The organism is uncultured Shimia sp., from assembly GCF_913054185.1.
Classification (GTDB): domain Bacteria; phylum Pseudomonadota; class Alphaproteobacteria; order Rhodobacterales; family Rhodobacteraceae; genus Shimia.
In genome coordinates, this window is sequence record NZ_CAJXIV010000004.1 from 50,359 (window position 1) to 67,402 (window position 17,044).

The 17,044-nt window shown below is 57.1% G+C and carries 20 protein-coding genes; 6 read left to right on the top strand and 14 right to left on the bottom strand.

Annotation, left to right across the window (positions count from 1 at the left end; genetic code table 11):
* Window positions 1-53: 53 nt before the first annotated feature.
* From QZ517_RS01735 to prfA, 3 genes are all read right to left on the bottom strand, one after another.
* On the bottom strand, window positions 54-722 hold the full coding sequence (locus tag QZ517_RS01735; protein ID WP_294221092.1) for a DUF4167 domain-containing protein: 669 nt from the start codon (window positions 720-722) through the stop codon (window positions 54-56).
* Window positions 723-944: 222 nt separating this feature from the next.
* The gene (prmC, locus tag QZ517_RS01740; RefSeq protein ID WP_294221096.1) at window positions 945-1,778 is read right to left on the bottom strand and encodes a peptide chain release factor N(5)-glutamine methyltransferase; all 834 of its coding nucleotides are present in this window, start codon (window positions 1,776-1,778) and stop codon (window positions 945-947) included.
* Window positions 1,775-2,824 (bottom strand): peptide chain release factor 1, encoded by a 1,050-nt coding sequence (gene prfA, locus QZ517_RS01745; RefSeq protein WP_294221099.1) that lies wholly within the window; start codon window positions 2,822-2,824, stop codon window positions 1,775-1,777. Before prfA ends, prmC begins: the two co-directional genes overlap by 4 nt.
* A gap of 118 nt (window positions 2,825-2,942) precedes the next feature.
* On the opposite strand from prfA, the gene QZ517_RS01750 reads away from it, so the two are divergent.
* The gene (locus QZ517_RS01750) at window positions 2,943-3,197 is read left to right on the top strand and encodes a hypothetical protein (protein ID WP_294221185.1); all 255 of its coding nucleotides are present in this window, start codon (window positions 2,943-2,945) and stop codon (window positions 3,195-3,197) included.
* Here the strand turns inward: QZ517_RS01750 and QZ517_RS01755 are convergent.
* From QZ517_RS01755 to QZ517_RS01765, 3 genes are all read right to left on the bottom strand, one after another.
* Window positions 3,129-3,524 carry a DUF1499 domain-containing protein gene (locus QZ517_RS01755; protein ID WP_294221102.1) on the bottom strand — a complete coding sequence of 132 codons (396 nt, stop codon included), beginning with the start codon at window positions 3,522-3,524 and terminating at the stop codon, window positions 3,129-3,131. The two genes, QZ517_RS01750 and QZ517_RS01755, sit on opposite strands and share 69 nt — an antisense overlap.
* A 98-nt stretch (window positions 3,525-3,622) precedes the next feature.
* The gene (gene speB, locus QZ517_RS01760; protein ID WP_294221106.1) at window positions 3,623-4,582 is read right to left on the bottom strand and encodes an agmatinase; all 960 of its coding nucleotides are present in this window, start codon (window positions 4,580-4,582) and stop codon (window positions 3,623-3,625) included.
* A gap of 108 nt (window positions 4,583-4,690) precedes the next feature.
* On the bottom strand, window positions 4,691-5,851 hold the full coding sequence (locus QZ517_RS01765; RefSeq protein ID WP_294221109.1) for a M20 aminoacylase family protein: 1,161 nt from the start codon (window positions 5,849-5,851) through the stop codon (window positions 4,691-4,693).
* 64 nt (window positions 5,852-5,915) lie between these two features.
* Between QZ517_RS01765 and mazG the strand changes: the two genes are divergently transcribed.
* A complete protein-coding gene (gene mazG, locus QZ517_RS01770; RefSeq protein ID WP_294221113.1) occupies window positions 5,916-6,749 on the top strand; it encodes a nucleoside triphosphate pyrophosphohydrolase in 834 nt (277 codons plus the stop codon).
* Between the two features lie 140 nt (window positions 6,750-6,889).
* Window positions 6,890-7,840, top strand: coding sequence for a Fe(3+) ABC transporter substrate-binding protein (locus QZ517_RS01775; RefSeq protein ID WP_294221191.1), 951 nt, complete (start codon window positions 6,890-6,892; stop codon window positions 7,838-7,840).
* 158 nt (window positions 7,841-7,998) lie between these two features.
* On the opposite strand, the gene QZ517_RS01780 is transcribed toward QZ517_RS01775, so the two are convergent.
* Window positions 7,999-8,544, bottom strand: a complete 546-nt coding sequence (locus tag QZ517_RS01780; RefSeq protein WP_294221116.1) for a hypothetical protein — start codon at window positions 8,542-8,544, stop codon at window positions 7,999-8,001.
* A 261-nt stretch (window positions 8,545-8,805) separates the two neighbouring features.
* Window positions 8,806-9,993: a membrane dipeptidase gene (locus tag QZ517_RS01785; RefSeq protein WP_294221120.1), complete on the bottom strand. Its 1,188-nt coding sequence runs from the start codon at window positions 9,991-9,993 to the stop codon at window positions 8,806-8,808.
* A gap of 168 nt (window positions 9,994-10,161) precedes the next feature.
* Between QZ517_RS01785 and QZ517_RS01790 the strand changes: the two genes are divergently transcribed.
* Entirely contained in the window at window positions 10,162-10,527 is a 366-nt protein-coding gene (locus QZ517_RS01790; protein WP_294221123.1) for a hypothetical protein, read from the top strand.
* Window positions 10,528-10,536: 9 nt separating this feature from the next.
* Here QZ517_RS01790 and QZ517_RS01795 read toward each other — a convergent pair whose 3' ends face one another.
* Window positions 10,537-10,974 (bottom strand): hypothetical protein, encoded by a 438-nt coding sequence (locus tag QZ517_RS01795; RefSeq protein ID WP_294221126.1) that lies wholly within the window; start codon window positions 10,972-10,974, stop codon window positions 10,537-10,539.
* Between the two features lie 158 nt (window positions 10,975-11,132).
* Here QZ517_RS01795 and QZ517_RS01800 point away from each other — a divergent pair, with 158 nt between their 5' ends.
* Window positions 11,133-11,618: an NAD(P)H-dependent oxidoreductase gene (locus tag QZ517_RS01800; protein WP_294221129.1), complete on the top strand. Its 486-nt coding sequence runs from the start codon at window positions 11,133-11,135 to the stop codon at window positions 11,616-11,618.
* Between the two features lie 4 nt (window positions 11,619-11,622).
* On the opposite strand, the gene QZ517_RS01805 is transcribed toward QZ517_RS01800, so the two are convergent.
* From QZ517_RS01805 to QZ517_RS01815, 3 genes are all read right to left on the bottom strand, one after another.
* Complete coding sequence (locus tag QZ517_RS01805) at window positions 11,623-12,078, bottom strand: hypothetical protein (RefSeq protein ID WP_294221133.1); 456 nt, start codon at window positions 12,076-12,078, stop codon at window positions 11,623-11,625.
* Between the two features lie 88 nt (window positions 12,079-12,166).
* Window positions 12,167-12,742: an MAPEG family protein gene (locus QZ517_RS01810; protein ID WP_294221135.1), complete on the bottom strand. Its 576-nt coding sequence runs from the start codon at window positions 12,740-12,742 to the stop codon at window positions 12,167-12,169.
* A gap of 88 nt (window positions 12,743-12,830) precedes the next feature.
* Window positions 12,831-13,280 (bottom strand): helix-turn-helix domain-containing protein, encoded by a 450-nt coding sequence (locus QZ517_RS01815; RefSeq protein WP_294221137.1) that lies wholly within the window; start codon window positions 13,278-13,280, stop codon window positions 12,831-12,833.
* Window positions 13,281-13,336: 56 nt separating this feature from the next.
* Between QZ517_RS01815 and QZ517_RS01820 the strand changes: the two genes are divergently transcribed.
* Window positions 13,337-14,236, top strand: coding sequence for an NmrA family NAD(P)-binding protein (locus QZ517_RS01820; RefSeq protein ID WP_294221140.1), 900 nt, complete (start codon window positions 13,337-13,339; stop codon window positions 14,234-14,236).
* 101 nt (window positions 14,237-14,337) lie between these two features.
* Here QZ517_RS01820 and QZ517_RS01825 read toward each other — a convergent pair whose 3' ends face one another.
* Together QZ517_RS01825 and QZ517_RS01830 are read right to left on the bottom strand one after the other, a co-directional pair.
* Window positions 14,338-15,225, bottom strand: a complete 888-nt coding sequence (locus QZ517_RS01825) for a hypothetical protein (protein ID WP_294221142.1) — start codon at window positions 15,223-15,225, stop codon at window positions 14,338-14,340.
* The gene (locus QZ517_RS01830; protein ID WP_294221144.1) at window positions 15,222-17,039 is read right to left on the bottom strand and encodes a M3 family oligoendopeptidase; all 1,818 of its coding nucleotides are present in this window, start codon (window positions 17,037-17,039) and stop codon (window positions 15,222-15,224) included. The genes QZ517_RS01825 and QZ517_RS01830 overlap by 4 nt, the downstream gene beginning before the upstream one ends.
* Window positions 17,040-17,044: the final 5 nt, after the last annotated feature.

The window sequence follows — 17,044 nt, forward strand, 5'->3', positions numbered from 1 at the left end:
CCCCTCGCAGGTGAGAACCGGCGAGGGGTTTTTTTGTGTCTAGCAGTGGAGGATCACTCGGCCGCTTTGCTGTCTTCAGCCGGAGCGGCGGCAGGCTCTGCTGCGGCTTCGGTTTTCTTTGGCGCACGGCGTGGCTTCTTTTCGGTCTTTTCACCGGACGCCTCAGCCTTGTCTTCGGGCTTTTTGCGCGGCGTGCGTTTGCGCGGCGGTTTTTTGGGTGCTGGTGCTTCCGCCTCTGGGGTGTCCACCACCAGATTGCTTTCAGCCACGTCCACGATCAGATCAGGCTGATCGGCCTCAGAGAGGTCCACCGGTGCGGCCGCTGTGTCTTGGGGGGCAGGGGCCTTGTCGCGGTTGCCACCGCCACTGTTGCCTTCGCGCTCCTGACGTTCCATGCGTTCGCGCCGTTCGCGGTCCCGCTCGGCCTGACGTTCGCGGTTCTGACGGTCTTGTTCCTCGCGGCGCGCGTCTTGTTCGCGTTGTGCCTCGTTCAACATGCGCTGGTAATGTTCGGCGTGCTGCTGGAAGTTTTCCGTGGCAACGCGGTCATTGCCCAGCTGGCTGTCGCGCGCAAGCTGATTGTATTTGTCGATCACCTGTTGAGGGGTGCCGCGCACTTTGCCTTCCGGACCGGAGCTGTCAAACACACGGTTGACGATATTGCCCGACGTGGGGCGATTGCGGTTTGACTTATTCCGCGAGCGTGACTTCGAAGATCTCATTTTATCTGCAATCCAGCCTTAAATAATTGCGGTCGCTCGTCCCGTTTCACGCCTCTTGCGATCAGTATTCCGGGGGCGACAATTTGTGGCTTGATGTCCAATCGGGACCGCCCGCAGAACGGGCATCCACCAGAAGGACAAGAACTTGATATTGTGCCTTTGGCGTTCGCACAAGTGCTTTTATCACGTCAAAGCTTGCAAAAAGGAAAATTTGCGTGGGATTTAGCCCTTTTGGCCCACAACAACGCGGTCGCGGTGGTCCAGGTCAGCATGAATGTCGACATTCTGGAAACCGGCCTCGTGAAAAAGCGCTTCTACAGCAGGTCCTTGTTTCCAGCCGATTTCCACCATGAGCCAGCCGTCTGAGGTGAGGCGCGCAGCGGCACCGTCGATGATTGTGCGGTAAGCGGACAGGCCGTCACCTTCATCGGTGAGCGCCATGCGTGGCTCATAGGAAAGTTCACGGCCGAGATAAGGCATCTCGTCGAGCGCGATGTAAGGCGGGTTGGACACGATTAGGTCAAAAGTGCCTGTCACAGCGGCGTACCAGTCGCTTTCCAGTAGGGTCAGCCGATCGGTGAGGCCAATTTGGTCTGCGTTCCGGCGGGCGACTTTCAGGGCTGCGGGGGAAAGGTCGGTCGCCACACCTGTTGTGTCGGGCCGTTCAGCAAGCAGCGAAAGGATGATTGCGCCGGTACCTGTACCCATATCAAGCACGGTTGAAAACCGTGCCCCAAGCGCCTGCAGGACAAGCGCTTCCGTGTCGGGACGGGGGTCTAATGCGTCCGGTGTGACGATAAATTCGTGATTAAAGAAGGCGCGCTTTCCAAGTATATGGGAGATGGGTTCGCGGGCTGTGCGCCGCGTGAGAAGGGCTTCTAGGGCAGCTTCCTGAGCTTCACTAGCGGGTTCGCGAAGTTCCAGCGTCAAACGGTCCACAGGAACGCCGGTTGCATGGCTGACCAAAAGGCGGGCCTCGCCAACGGGGTTGTCGACGGGGATGTCCTGCAACACCGACACGGCCCGCTTTACCAAGGCTGCGATGGTGCCTTTCACCCGTTCATCTCCGCCAGTGCTGTGGCCTGTGCATCTGCTGTGAGCGCGTCGATGATTTCATCGAGGTCGCCCTGCATGATCTGATCGAGCTTATAGAGCGTCAGGTTGATGCGGTGGTCACTCATACGGCCTTGCGGGAAATTGTAGGTGCGGATGCGTTCAGAGCGGTCGCCGGAGCCAACCTGACCTGCGCGGTCAGCGGCGCGCTCATCGTCGATACGCTGGCGTTCCAGATCAAACAGGCGGGTTTTTAACACCTGCATCGCAATCTCGCGGTTGCGGTGTTGGGACTTTTCCGAGCTGACCACAATGATGCCGGTGGGCAGGTGGGTGATGCGCACGGCGGAGTCGGTGGTGTTGACGTGCTGACCGCCAGATCCAGAGGCGCGCATGGTATCGATGCGAATGTCACCCGCGTCGATTTTCACATCCACATCTTCGGCTTCGGGTAACACAGCCACGGTGGCTGCCGAGGTGTGAATGCGCCCGCCGCTTTCGGTGGTGGGCACGCGCTGCACCCGGTGCACGCCGGATTCGTATTTCATGCGGGCAAAGACGTTTTCGCCTTTGATATGGGCCACCACCTCTTTGATACCGCCCAGTTCAGTGGCGTTCTCTTCGAGGATGTCGAGTTTCCAACCTCGGTTTTCGGCGTAGCGCTGATACATGCGCAGTAAATCGCCCGCAAATAGCGCGGCTTCATCGCCGCCAGTGCCGGGACGGATTTCCAGAATGGCAGGGCGGGCGTCAGCAGAGTCTTTCGGAAGCAAGGACAGCTGCAAGGCGTGTTCGGCCTCCGGCAAGGCGGCACGCAGGTCGGGCAGCTCTTCCTCGGCGAGGTCTTTCATGTCCGGATCAGACAGCATTTCTTCGGCGTCTTCGATATCGCTCAGAAGCTTTTGGTAGGCAAGAACTTGCTCCACCACGGGCTTGAGGTCGGAATACTCTTTGGCCAGCGCAGCAATGTCGCCGCTGCCTTCGGCCATTTGCGCCTCAAGGAACTCAAAACGTTGGGTGATCTGATGCAGTCGTTCTATTGGTACCATGTCGCTAAGTGAGACAATACGCGGGTTTGGTCAAGGGCGCGGTTTGCGCTATACTGGGCATATGCGACACCTAACTTTGATATTTGCTCTGCTGGCCACCTCAGCGACTGCTGATGGGATGATGAATGGCGTGCCGGTGGATTGTTATTGCACCGACAAACAAGGCCAGCGCATTGAGGTTGGCGAGACCATTTGTTTGCAGGTGGATGGGCGCATGTTCATGGCGCAATGTCAGATGTCGCTGAACGTACCGATGTGGCGGGAAATTTCGCCGGGCTGTTTGAGTTCAAGTCTGGACGCGCCGTTACAGAGCGTCGATCCAAGCCTCGACACGGGCGGCGTTCACACCAAAATCCTTGCGTCCAAATCGTGAGCGACCGTAGATTTTGAGCATGTCGCCGTCCTGATAAGCGGTGGTGTAGTCGGGGTAGGCCATGAGGTTGGAGCGGGTCACATAAGTGACCATGCCGTGTTCCACGGAGCCTTCAAGCACGGTTGTGCGTGGTGTGCCGACAGCCACCTGATGAAAGCGAGCTAGGCCGTCGCGGCCAGACATAACAAGACGGCGTGCTGAGTTCTCGGTGTCGCTGTCATGAGCGACTTGAGGTTCTTTGTGCCAGCGGGCTGGATCGCTGGGCGCCAAACGCACGTAAAGAGCAAAGCCGATAGCCAGTATTGGAATGAGCCAGAGAAAATTCATGTTCCGCACACCTGAAATCATACGCTTGAGAACGCCGGAAAATCGCCCGACGCCTGCAACTTATGCGGTGGTTTGGTGATTTTCCAGAGGGGTGCGTACTAACGCCGCGTCCATCCCCACAGGCAGATCAGTTCCAGCGCAATATGTGCACCGGCGATAGCCGTTGCACCTGTGGTGTCAAACGGTGGGGAAACCTCGACCACATCACCGCCAACAAGGTTGATACCGGCAATGTCGCGCAGGATGATGCTGGCCTGGCCACTGGTTAGACCGCCCCAGACTGGCGTTCCGGTGCCTGGCGCAAAGGCCGGGTCCAGACCATCAATATCAAACGTTAGGTAGGTTGGGTGGTCGCCAAGGATGTCGCGGATTTTCTGTGCCACAGCTAAGGGGCCGGTCTCATGCACTTCGCGGGCGTCAATGATGTTGAAACCCAACGTGTCCGGGTTCTCTGTGCGGATGCCCACTTGCACAGAGCGTTTGGGGTCGATCAGACCGTCCTTCACCGCCTTATAAAACATAGTGCCATGATCAATGCGGTCTGGTTCGTCGTCCGCCCAGGTGTCTGTGTGGGCGTCAAATTGCAACAGACTCAGTGGGCCAAATTTTTCAGCGTAGGCTTTGAGGATTGGGTAGGTGATGTAGTGATCGCCACCCAAAGCGATGCTGGCCGCGCCGCCCGCAAGAATGCCGCGAATGTGGTTGGTCAGCGCCTCGGGGAAGTCGGCCACGCGGGCGTAGTCAAAGGCCACATCGCCGTAGTCAACGATATTCAATTCGCTCATTGGGTCATAGCCCCAGCCGTAGGGCGGATCAAACGCCTGAATGGCGCTGGCCTCGCGGATGGCACGCGGGCCAAGGCGGGTGCCGGGGCGGTTGGTCACGGCCTGATCAAACGGGATGCCGGTCACGGCGATGTCCACGCCAGTCAGGTCTTTGGAATAGCGGCGGCGCAGGAACGAGGTGGCCCCGCCAAAGGTGTTTTCAAAGCTCAAACCGCGCGGGTTATCGCGGGTGAAGGCCATATCAACATGGGTTTTTGCGTCTTCCAGAGCCACGGGCGAGTCCTTCCTGCAGAATTTGATCAAATTTCGCAAATCTAACAGAAAGGTCAAGCCTGAAGACGATGTGCGGGCGATCTTGTGCCAAGACCGCCCGAAAATTGCCTACAGCGGCTGCGCTGTTTCCACCAGACGCGCAAAGAATGAGGCGCCGATCGGAGAGATGTCGTCGTTAAAATCAAACGCCGGATGGTGCAGGCCAGCGCCTTCGCCTGCGCCCAGGAACAGGTAGGCACCAGGGCGGGATTCCAACATGTAGGAGAAATCCTCTGCGCCCATTTCCATGCCCTGATCCGCATTCACAGCCACATCACCGGCAATGTCACGCGCTACATCGGCGGCAAAGGCGGTTTGTGTCTCGTGGTTGACGGTGGCGGGGTAGCCGATGTCGATGTCGAGCACTGCTTCGAGACCGTAAGCGGCGGCGGTGCCTGTGGTGATTTCTTTCAAACGGTGGTGAATCATCGCCTGCACCTCTTTGTCAAAGGTGCGGATGGTGCCGTTGATGAAGCCGCCATCAGGGATCACGTTGTCGGCGGAGCCTGCGTGGATTTGGGTGACGGAGACAACACATTCGTTGCGCGTGTCGTGGTTGCGGCTGACGATGGTTTGGATGGCGTTGACCATGGCAACGGCGGCCACCACCGGATCAACTGTGTCTTGTGGGTATGCACCATGGCCACCTTTGCCTTGAAGGCGAATGGTGAAACTGTCCACCGCCGCCATGATCGGGCCGGGCGTGGTGTGGAACTCGCCAAGGGGCAGGCCAGGCACGTTGTGGATGGCATAAACGTCCTTCACACCAAAGGTGTCCATGACGCCTTCTTCGACCATGACACCTGCACCGCCACCATCTTCTTCAGCTGGCTGGAAGATCAGCGCCACACGGCCAGCGAACTTGCGAGTCTCCGTGAGGTATTTCGCGGCGCCCAGCAGCATGGTGGTGTGGCCGTCATGGCCGCAGGCGTGCATTTTGCCCGCAACAGTGCTGGCATAGTCCGCGCCAGTGATTTCATCCATCGGCAGCGCGTCCATGTCCGCGCGCAGGCCAATAGTGGGTCCGTCGCCTTGGCCGTTGATGATCGCGACAACGCCAGATGTGGCGATGCCCTCGTGGATTTCATCAACACCGAACTCTTTGAGACGCTGCACCACAAAGGCGGCGGTCTCATGGCAATTGAACTCAAGTTCGGGATGGGCGTGCAGGTGACGCCGCCAGCCCTTCATTTCGTCGGCAAAATCGGCAATACGGTTAACTACAGGCATGGGTGGACACCTTCTCTGAATGGTCGTTCATTAACATCAAAAGCAAATTCCGGAGCATGACGCAATGGCCGAAGATCCTCTTATCCTCAATCCCAACGGCGGATTGCCGCGTCTTTTGGAAATTATGCGCCGATTGCGCGATCCGGAGACCGGGTGTCCGTGGGATATTGAGCAGGATTTTGCGACCATCGCGCCTTACACCATCGAGGAAGCCTATGAAGTGGCGGATGCGATTGAGCGCGGGGCCTGGGGTGAGTTGAAAGGTGAGCTGGGCGATTTGCTGTTCCAATCAGTGTTTCATGCACAGATGGCTTCTGAGCGGGGCCTGTTCACCTTTGATGAGGTGGCGGACACCATGTCGGACAAGATGGTGGCGCGCCATCCACATGTGTTTGGCGACGAAAATCGCGACAAATCAGCAGAGCAGCAGATCCGCGATTGGGAAACCGTGAAGGCGGAGGAGCGGGCAGGGAAGGCGCAGCAAGGCACGTTGGACGGCGTGGCGCTGGGATTGCCAGCCTTGTTGCGGGCGGTGAAACTGCAGAACCGCGCCGCGCGTGTGGGGTTTGACTGGCCGGATATCTCGCAAGTGGTGGACAAGATTGTCGAGGAGGCTGGTGAGTTGGCCGAAGCCCGAGACAAGCTGACGCAGGCAGAAGTTGAGGAAGAGTTTGGCGACATGCTGTTTGTGATCGCCAACTTGGCGCGTCATCTGAAGATTGAACCGGAAGCGGCGCTACGCGCCACAAACGCCAAGTTTGTCAGGCGTTTTGAGGGCGTTGAAGCCAAGCTGAAAGCCCGTGGAAAGACGCCTCAAGAGAGTGATTTGGAAGAGATGGATGCGCTGTGGGATGAGGTGAAAGCTGAGGAGAAAGCACGGAAAAGTAATCCTGAATAAATCATTCAGGTATTGACCTGATTAAAAAACTCGGATTAAAGCTGCGACATCGAAACCGTTCCACCGTGAGTGATGACATGACCAAAGCTTTTTCCACGTCGATCTTCTTTGCCGCCGCCGCAGCTGTTGCTGCGCCTGTAATGGCTGACGAAGTCAACGTTTATTCCTATCGCCAGCCTGAGCTGATCAAGCCGCTGACCGATGCCTTCACCGCCGAAACCGGCATCAAAGTGAACGTGGCTTACCTGAAAAAAGGTATGATCGAGCGTCTGGAAGCGGAAGGCGACCGTTCCCCTGCGGACATGGTTCTGACCGTGGATATCTCGCGTCTGGCCGGTGTTGTGAACGCAGGCCTGACTCAGCCAGTTGTCAGCGAAAGCATCAACAAAAACGTGCCAGCGCAGTACCGTGACCCAGAGAACCACTGGTTTGGTCTGACCACCCGCGCACGCATCGTGTACGCGTCCAAAGACCGCGTTGCAGACGGCGAAGTCACCACCTACGAAGATCTGGCTGACCCAAAGTGGGCGGGTCGCATTTGTACCCGTTCCGGCACCAACGCCTATAACGTGGCACTGACCTCTGCCATGATTGAGCATCACGGCGAAGAAGGTGCGAAGACATGGCTGGAAGGCGTAAAAGCCAACCTCGCCCGCAAACCACAGGGCAATGACCGCGCACAGGTCAAAGCGATCTGGGCTGGCGAATGTGACATCTCCGTGGGCAACACCTACTACATGGGTAAAATGCTCAACGACGAAGAGCAGAAAGAATGGGCCGACAGCGTGCGCATCGTGTTCCCAACCTTTGAAAACGCAGGCACCCACGTGAACGTGTCTGGTGTGGCGCTGACCAAATCCGCACCAAACAAAGAAAACGCCATCAAAATGATGGAATTCCTGGCGTCGCCAAAAGCGCAGGAAATCTACGCCAAAGCCAACTACGAGTACCCAATTGCACCGGGCACCGAAGCTGACGCGCTGGTTCAAGGCTGGGGTGAGTTCACCGCAGACGACGTGAACCTGATGACCCTCGCCGGTCATCGCTCCCAAGCACTGAAAATCACCGAGCAGGTTGATTTCGACGGCTAATAACAGCTGTTGAGAGAGACAAGAAAGGTGGCCTTTGGGCCGCCTTGTTTGTGGGAGAAGAAGGCCACGCGAAAGACTTGAGTGTAATGCCTGAGACAGAACGACAGTGCACTTTGCTAGCGCGGATCCAAGTCAATGAGTTCCCGCGAACGCTGTATTTACTCTGAGCGAGAATGTCTGGGAAAGTCGATTATGATGCCGAGGCTCTCACGTGCTGAATCCTTGCAGCTCGGACAAATGGTATAACTTTTGGGGAAAAAGGCTTCTTCGGGGTGGGCGAAAGGGTCTATCCATTCGTCCCCGACCTTGAAGTGGCAGCACATGGAGCAGCGGTTGAAGCAGCGATGGTGCTCGAGAACTGCGAGTTTCCCCGCTGGTTGCAGTTCAGACTTTTGTAATAGCTCGTGATCGACTCTGACGCCTCCACCGCCGATCGGGCTTACAGTCATTGAAAAGAGGCGTTGAATGTCGCTGCTATCACATCTGTATTTTGTTTCGAACACAGCACCAGAGCGTCGAACAAAGAAAAAGACCGCATTTAGGAAACTCTGAACTTCAAAGCCAACTGTGAAGTTCCAGATGGAATGTCCAACGACCTTGTCCTCGACTGCTTCCGTTCCATCGTTTTGCAACGCAAATTCATCCCACGGACCTTCAGTCCGGGTAATTTGATTTTCTGGGTTCAGGATGTATGTCGTCTGCATTCCGCGAACCTTGGGAAACCTCTAGAAGTTCTGGCGTGGTTGGTTTCAAAATGACTAGAGCATGAATGGTGTGCAGTACGATTATCGTACTTTTGTGCTCCAAAGTCTACTTTTTCTTGGCGCTTACAATGACTTGGCATTCGCCAGGAAAGTCAGCCCTCGTAAATGGCTTTGTGTTCGTAGCTTGATGCGCGCCGTCGCGGCATCCTGTTGTCGGAACACTTTGGAAAGGCCCCGACAACATTGGGTGGTCATTTTTTATCACTGCAATCGCGCCCGCAGAACCCGCAGCATGTTCTCGCCCATGACTTTGCGAATTTGCGCTTCGCTCAACCCAGCGTCCATCAGCGCTTGGGTCAAGGCCGCCAGCTCAGACGTGTCAAACGCCGTGCCCACGGAGCCGTCAAAATCCGAGCCCAAGGACACGTGGTTTTCGCCCAGAAGGTCCACCGCCGCTTTTACGGTTTTGGCCACGCCCGCCGGGCTGTCGTCACAGGTCACATCCGCCCAATAGCCGATGCCAACCACGCCGCCGCCCTGGTCCATGCCGTTTTGCACAATCGCCTGCATCAGGTCGTCTTCGTAGTTCCGTTTCACCGGGCAGTTGCCGTAGATGCCGGTGTGGCTGACGATCATTGGCATGTTGGTCATCTCGATCACCTCGCGCGCCACCTGTGGGCTGGAGTGGGCCACGTCGATCACCAGATTGCGTGCTTCCACAGCTTTCACCACCTCGCGGCCAAACTCGGTCAGACCTTTGTTGCCAATGCCATGCAGCGAGCCGCCAAGGGCGTTGTCAAAGAAATGCTGCAAGCCAATCACGCGGTAGCCAACGTCTTGCAGCTTTTGCAGGTTGTCGAGGTTGCCTTCCAGCGGGTGGGCGCCTTCGATGCCCAACATGCCCGCGACCACTGTTTTTCCTGCGGCACGATCCGCCAGCACAGCGTCGAGCTCGGCTTTGGTGCGCACGATACGCAGTTTGCCCTCTGAGTCAGCCTCTGCCTTGTGCAGGCGTTCGGCCTGATAAACCGCACGCTCAAAAATGCTGTCCCAGGTGCGGGGCGGCCACATCTGACCCACCGCCAGAAGCGTGATGTTGTCGCGCGCGTCTGCCGAGTTGCTGTCGTAGTTCTGACCCGCCGGGGATTTGGTCACAGCGGTGAACACTTGCACCGCGACGTTGCCTTCGATCAGGCGGGGCAGGTCGACCTGCCCGCGATTGGCCAATTCCAGCGGGTCACGCTTCCACAGCAACGTGTCGGCATGCCAGTCGCCCACGGTGAGGCTGGCGTGCAGGTCTTTGGCGGCGTCACTGACCTCATAGGGGGCATGGTCCTTCACGGTGTTGCGCGATTTTTCCACGTGTCCCGGTGCCACAACCAAAAAGGCAACCACAGCCACAATCACAATGAGCAGAAACCGGCCCAACCATTTCCCCAACGTGCGCATGTTCTCTCCCCCAATGCGTGTGTTTGGTCGCAGCCTAGGAGCAAGGACGCAATTGTCAAAGCCTGACGTGACGAGAGCGGATTGTTGCGTGCGCTAGAGGTCGGGCTTTGAGATTGGGGTCAATCGTGTCAGTGTTCTTAGCATTAGAGCCTGTTAAGAGGACATAGGATGATTTTGAAGCACGTTTTGACAGCGGCCCTTGCGGTATCCGTGAGCTTGTTTGCAGCTGATATGGCCATGGCAAAAGACAAAGGTGGTCAGGGCAATAGCAAGAAGGTGAAGATCGACAAGCCGGGGAAAGGTAACGGTAATGGCAAAGCCATCCCGCCGGGGCAGATCAAACGCTACACCCGAGGCGCCAAACTGCCGACGGATTTGAAGTGGGACGACATTGGTGATTTGGCTGACTGGAACCTGAAAGCACCGGGCAAAGGCAACCGCTATATCCGCGTGGATAATGAGATTTTGGAGGTCTCCGATGACCTCTCCACGGTGGTGGATGCGGTGGGTATTGTTGGCGACTTGATGAAATAGGGCCTGGGCTTACATGCGCACGCAGTTGATGGGCACCTTGTCGGCGGACAGGATCATGTAGTTTTCAGACGTAAAGGTGACACTGGCGCTGGCCTCGCTGTCTTCCAACAGCGCTTGGCGCAGGGTTTCGGCGTGTTCACTGCGGCGGCCGTCCTGACCGTCGATAGAGAGCTTGCTGACGTAGGCAGAGACCGGCGTGTCGCTGAGCGTGCCGTTGATCAGCTGGTAGTCAGAGCGATAGCGGGCTTGGGCGACGACCTCTTGGTCCAGACCCAGGAAGGCGATGTTCACCAATGCATCAAGGCGGCCGCTTTCGGAAAACGTCACATTGGAGATGGCATCGTTGTCAGCGGTTGATCGCACACAAGTCCAGGTGCCGTGGATAGATTGCGCGGAACTAAGGGGCGCGGAAAGCAGCACCAGCGCGGCGGCAACAATGGCTTTCATATCGGGTCTCCTTTGGACAAAACAAGCGCAAAACCAACGCAGAAACAACTACCACAAAGCGTAGAGCAGGCGGCGGAGGGCTTCAATCGTTGAGTGTGATTGTTTTGGCTTGGGGTGCGCGGGTAAGGTGGTCGGGAAGAAACGGCCGAGGGGCAGACATGGCGCAGGTTTTGATTGTCTATCATTCCCGCACTGGGGGGAGCCAGCAGATGGCTCAGGCGGCCTATGAGGCCGCGCAGACTGAGGGCGATGCACTGCTTTTGCGGGCAGAAGAGGCGTTGCCCGCGGATGTGCTCGCGGCGAACGGCTATTTGTTTTGCGCGCCGGAGAACCTTGCGGCCCTATCAGGCGCGATGAAAGAGTTCTTTGATCGCTGTTATTACCCTGTATTGGGGCAGATCGAGGGGCGACCGTATGCGCAGATGATTTGTGCGGGATCAGACGGGCAGGGGGCGGCGCGGCAGTTGGCGCGAATAGCCACTGGATGGCGGCTCAAAGAGGTGCAGCCGCCATTGATTGTTTGCACCCACGCGCAAACGCAGGACGAGATTTTGGCGGAGAAAGTGATTGGCGCTGCGGAGTTGGCGCGTTGTTCAGAGCTGGGTGCGGCGTTGGCCGCAGGTGTCGCGATGGGGGCATATTGAGGCCTCAGCCGCGGGTTCGATTGCAAGAAATGGTTTCGCCGTTAGACGTCAGAACCATCTTATTTTTTGTCAGATCCACAACGTTGGTGGGAGTGTCATCTTCGGCCAGCAGGTAAACTCGTAGCTCTTTGGCGTCCGGGTGGTTCTTGATGTCATACCCATCTGCGGTGAGCGAGATCAGCTCCTTCTGAGTGGTTTTGTCCTTCAGAATGCCAGACGACAAAAGCTCATAGGTGCTGCGCGTTTGAACGACGCCGCGTATTTCGAGGCCGTCTTCTTCAAAGACCAGTTCCAAACGTGTGTCCAGTTGACCATCGGCTCTGAAGTTCAAATTGATGTGCAACGCGCCGTCCACACTCTTGTCCGAACACTGCCAACGTCCCTCAATCGTGGTCTCCGCAGCGTATGATTGTGTCGTGAGGAGGGTGGTCACAATAAGGGGCAGAAGTATGGGGCGCACGGGATGTCCTAGTAGCCTGTCGTGAATATGTGGTGGCGTCTGGCGTCGCGAGAGATCTAAGTTCGGAGCGGCTTGGCTTCCTATTTATCTATTGAGAGAGCAGACTCATTGCCAAGTAGCTGGCCATGCCAAACAGAGCAACCAGGCTAACGCTCATAAAGATGCCGCGTAGACCGTCTTTGCCATTGAGATAGCAATACGCGTGACCCAGCCGGCCAAGGGCAAATCCAATCATCCAAAGGGACGCCAGGCTTTCTGTGGGCGAAATCAACATCATCGCCGGGGCAAGCACAGCGAAGTAGAGCGTGTTCTCTGATGCGTTGTTGTGGGCGTCGTGGTGGCGTTTTACTTCACGGACACCCGTTGGGTCCGCGTCAGTTTCCAGTTTTCCCGCCTTGGCCCATTCTTCAGGTGTGGCCTGCAACCCGTGTTTTAGGCGCGTGAGTTCGGTGCTGGTCATCAGCCAGACATGGTTGGCGAGCAACATCATGGCACTGATGGTGAGGGCGATCAGAAGCGATTTTGACGGCAATGCCGGGACAGCGGGCACGACGCCGAGCAGCCAGTTGAGCAGCACGGCTGCAGCAATCAGGGCAAATGGGTAGGCAATGATGATCCGGCGGACACGCCGCACGCGATTGGGGTCTATTCCTTTCTCGGTCACGCTGTATTCCTCCCATTCTCACCTGTGAGTTGTGAAATACATGGGCGCGTTCAATCCAGATAGCAAGTGTTGGGCGCGCACAGCGCCATCAGCCTTGCTTTTGCGCGTAGGTTTTTTGCGCTTGATGGATGTCTGCTTCGTGCGCGACTGCCCAGTTGGCCAACCCAGTGATGTGTCCCAAAAGCGAGTGGCCCAATGGGGTGAGGCTGTACTCCACGGACGGCGGACGGGTGTCAAAGACTTCGCGGTGCACCAGGCCATCGCGCTCCAATCCGCGCAGAGTGACGGTCAACATGCGTTGCGAAATGCCCGCCACCGCGCGCAAGAGAGCACGAAACCGCTCTGGCCCGCGCCCCAGTCGCAACACCACCAGCACGCTCCATTTGTCGCCAACGCGATCCAGAACATCGCGCACCGGGCAGGTGCCGCTGAAGTCATTGGCGACCCAGGCGTCCACACCGTCGTTCATCTCCTGAATGTCAGAGGGGGTTACTTCTGTGTGCCTATCCAATGAATTAGTGCCTCCTTTTGCGTCCAAATCGGATCTCCTAAGTGTGGTTCTCAACAGTAACCACCGTATCACGGAGAACCACTATGAACCAGACCGTTGCTATTTTTGGCGCCACCGGAGCGCAAGGCGCCCCAGTTGTACAAGAAGCCTTGGCTAAGGGCCTGACTGTCCGCGCTGTTGCACGCGACGTGACCAAAGTCTCGGAAATGCATGCCGAGGCACAGGCCTATGCGGCCACATTGGATGATGTCGACGCCATCGCCCGCGCCTTGGACGGTGTGGATGCGGCATTCCTGCACTTACCAGCGCCAGCCACACCAGAAGACCCACAAACATGGATGACCGCGTTTTTCACTGCGGCGCATCAAGTTGGCTTGCCGCTGTTGGTGTTTACAACCGGCGGCACAACAGGGGACCGCTATCCATCTTCGATGATGATTGATGCCACCACCGGCGGCATGATGGCGGTTTTGAACAGTGGTATTCCGTCGATTGTGTTGCAACCCACAATCTATCTGGAAAACCTGCTGCCCGGGTTCCTGACACCTCAGCTCAAAACCGAAGGTGTGCTGGATTACCCTCCGCTTCCGGATACAATGAAGGTCACATGGACCTCGCATTTTGACCAGGCCCGCGTGGCGGTGGCGGCTTTGACCCGCCCAGATTTGGCCGGGCAGCACTTTGAAATTGGCACACCTGCTCCACTGACCGGTAGGCAATTGGCCGAGTTGTTGTCTGGCTGGGTGGATCAATCGGTGTCCTTTGCCCCGCAGTCTCCTGAAGCCTTGGGCGCGCAGGTGGCGGAAGCCTTTGGCAACCCGGGCATGGGGCACATGCTGACCGACATGTATGGTGCTTTGGCCAAGATGGGCGATGACGACATGTGCATTGATACACGGCAGATTGAGGAGACCTTTGATGTCACTCTGTCCACCGTGGCGGAGCACATCAAAAGCTGGGGCAAGGCTGCGGCGGCTGCCTAATCAAACACTCTATGACGACTGCGCGATGGCGCGGTCGTCATGGAGTACTGTTTGAAGGTGGTTTTTGACCGGGGAGCGCTCCCAATTACGAGACCACCCGCTCAAAATGCTTCCAGATCTTGCGCAAGTTTGGCGAACGATTTGTGCTCGGGCAGGAAGATGCCCGGTTCTACTTCGTTCAACTTGGGCCACTTATTCTCACTCAGGTAATAGCCCGATTTATCACCAAAACTTCTGGCTCGAAAAAATGGACGCGGCGTCCCAAAAAATCCGCCTCTCGCGAAGGTTTTGCGTAGATACGTCGTGAAAGGGAGCGCGATGCCTTCAGCAAACACCATTGGATCCACCCGATAACTCGGGAGACGCAGGTTCGGGTTCCACGCACCACTGATGTTGGCTTTGTGTTCAAAACTTCCTGCGAAGGCGGGTTGTAAAGCAAGGCCACCTTCCGGCAGCGGAAGCAGCTCTGCTTCTTCCTCTCCGATCTCGTATTGCAGAAAGTCAAAATTAACTTCCAGAGGGTCCCAATCACCAAGTGTTTTCAGAATAGGGTCCAAGGGCTCGTCGAGTTGATCGTCGGTCACATGCTGCCGAAGGTCGACGCTGCCAACCAGCTCCGCAAACAGTGAGAGGGCAATGGGAAAGGGGCCACTGCCGGTCACTTCAAGGTCGTCAAATCGCTCAAGAGTGTTGGTGCGGGCCAGTTTTGCAGCTGCGAGCGCCGGCCTGCGCGGGGGACGCGGGGATTTCGCCTCTGCCTCGCAGGCAAATTGGTAGCCAATGTCGCGCAGCCGCGACGCCAGCCGGTCCACGTTTCGCGCGACTCTTTCAAAGGTCAGTGTGATGATTTCGTGGGATTCTTCCACTCCGGGATGGGCACCCTGTCCATGTTCAAACTGTTCTTTGATTGGAAGGAGAAAAAAGTCCAACTCGCGCCAAACTTGTTCATGCTCTCCTTCCTGGTAGCGTTTCACATAAGACTTCGTCACTCCATCGCCTCAAGCTCGTCGATCATTGACGAAATCATGCTCAGACCCTTGTCCCAGAACTTCGGATCGGAGGCATCCAAACCAAACGGCGCCAGCAGTTCGGAGTGGTGCTTGGAGCCGCCCGCCTTGAGCATTTCGAAGTATTTGTCCTCAAAGCCTTCGTCGCCCTCGGCGTAAACCGCATAAAGCGCATTCACGAGGCCGTCGCCAAAGGCATAGGCGTAGACGTAGAACGGTGAGTGTACAAAGTGCGGGATGTAGGCCCAGAAGGTCTCGTATCCGTCCATATACTCAAACGCCTCGCCGAGGCTTTCAGCCTGCACCGACATCCACAGCGCGTTGATGTCTTCTGGCGTCAGCTCACTTTCGCGGCGGGCGGCGTGCAGTTTGCATTCAAAATCGTAGAACGCAATTTGGCGCACCACGGTGTTGATCATGTCCTCAACCTTACCCGCGAGCAGGATTTTGCGCTGCTCCTGGGTTTCAGCTTTGTCCAGCATGGCGCGGAAAGTCAGCATTTCGCCAAACACAGAGGCGGTTTCTGCCAGTGTCAGCGGAGTGGAGGACAACATCTCGCCTTGGTCTGCAGCCAATACCTGGTGCACGCCGTGACCCAACTCGTGCGCCAAAGTCATCACGTCGCGTGGTTTGCCAAGGTAGTTCAACATCACATAGGGATGCACATTGGTCACGGTGGGGTGGGCAAAAGCGCCGGGGGCTTTGCCGGGTTTCACACCCGCGTCGATCCAGCCTTTGCTAAAGAACGGCTCGGCCAATTCCCCCATGCGCGGATCAAAAGCGTTGTAGGCGTCCATCACGGTCTTTTGGGCGGTGTCCCAATCCACGGTGGTGGGGTCTTCCATCGGCAGCGGCGCGTTGCGATCCCAGACCTGCATCACGTCTAGACCCAGCCACTTGCGCTTCAGCTCGTAGTAACGATGGGAAAGCTTGGGGTAGGCGGCCACTACGGCGTCGCGCAGTGCCTCAACCACCTCGGGTTCAACATCGTTGGACAGGTGACGGCCGGTTTGTGCGGTGGGCATGTTGCGCCAGCGGTCGACCACCTCTTTTTCCTTGGTGGCGGTGTTGTGCACCCGTGAAAAGATTTTCACGTTTTCGCCCAGCACCCGCGCCACTTCGCGCGCAGCAGTCTCGCGTTTGGCGCGGTCTGGATCGGTCAGGAAGTTGAGCGTGCCTTCGATGTTGAGCTCTTCGCCCTCAATGTCAAAGGTCAGGCCCGCAATGGTTTCGTCAAACAGGCGCTCCCATGCGTCGCCAACCACACCAAGGTCGTGCAAAAATTTTTCCAACTCATCAGACAGCTGGTGCGGCTTCATTGCGCGGATGCGGCGGAAGACCGGCTCGTAACGTGCCAGGTCGGCGTTTTCTGCAAAGGCTGCGGTCAGCTTGTCATCTTCGAGGCGGTTCAATTCCAGAGTGAAAAACACCAGCGGCGTGGAGAAGTTTGTCAGTTTCTCCTGCATGTTGGCCATGAACTGTGCGCGCTCAGCATCGGTGGTGAGTTGGTAATACCGCAGACCAGCGTAAGACATGATGCGGCCGGACACTTGCGAGATTTTCTCATTGCGCTGCACGCAGGTCAGCAGATCAGCGGCGGAAAGATTGGCCAGCTTGCCTTCGTAGTCGCTTGCAAAGGCGGCACATTCGCCTTCGAGCCACTCAAGGTCGGCTTTCAGTTCTGGTGCATCGTCACCGGTATAGAGATCGCTCAGATCCCACTCTGGCAGGTCGCCAAACGCGTTGGCACCGGAGGAGGCATTGGCATCACGGACGGGGAAGGGAAGGTTCAGCATGGAAG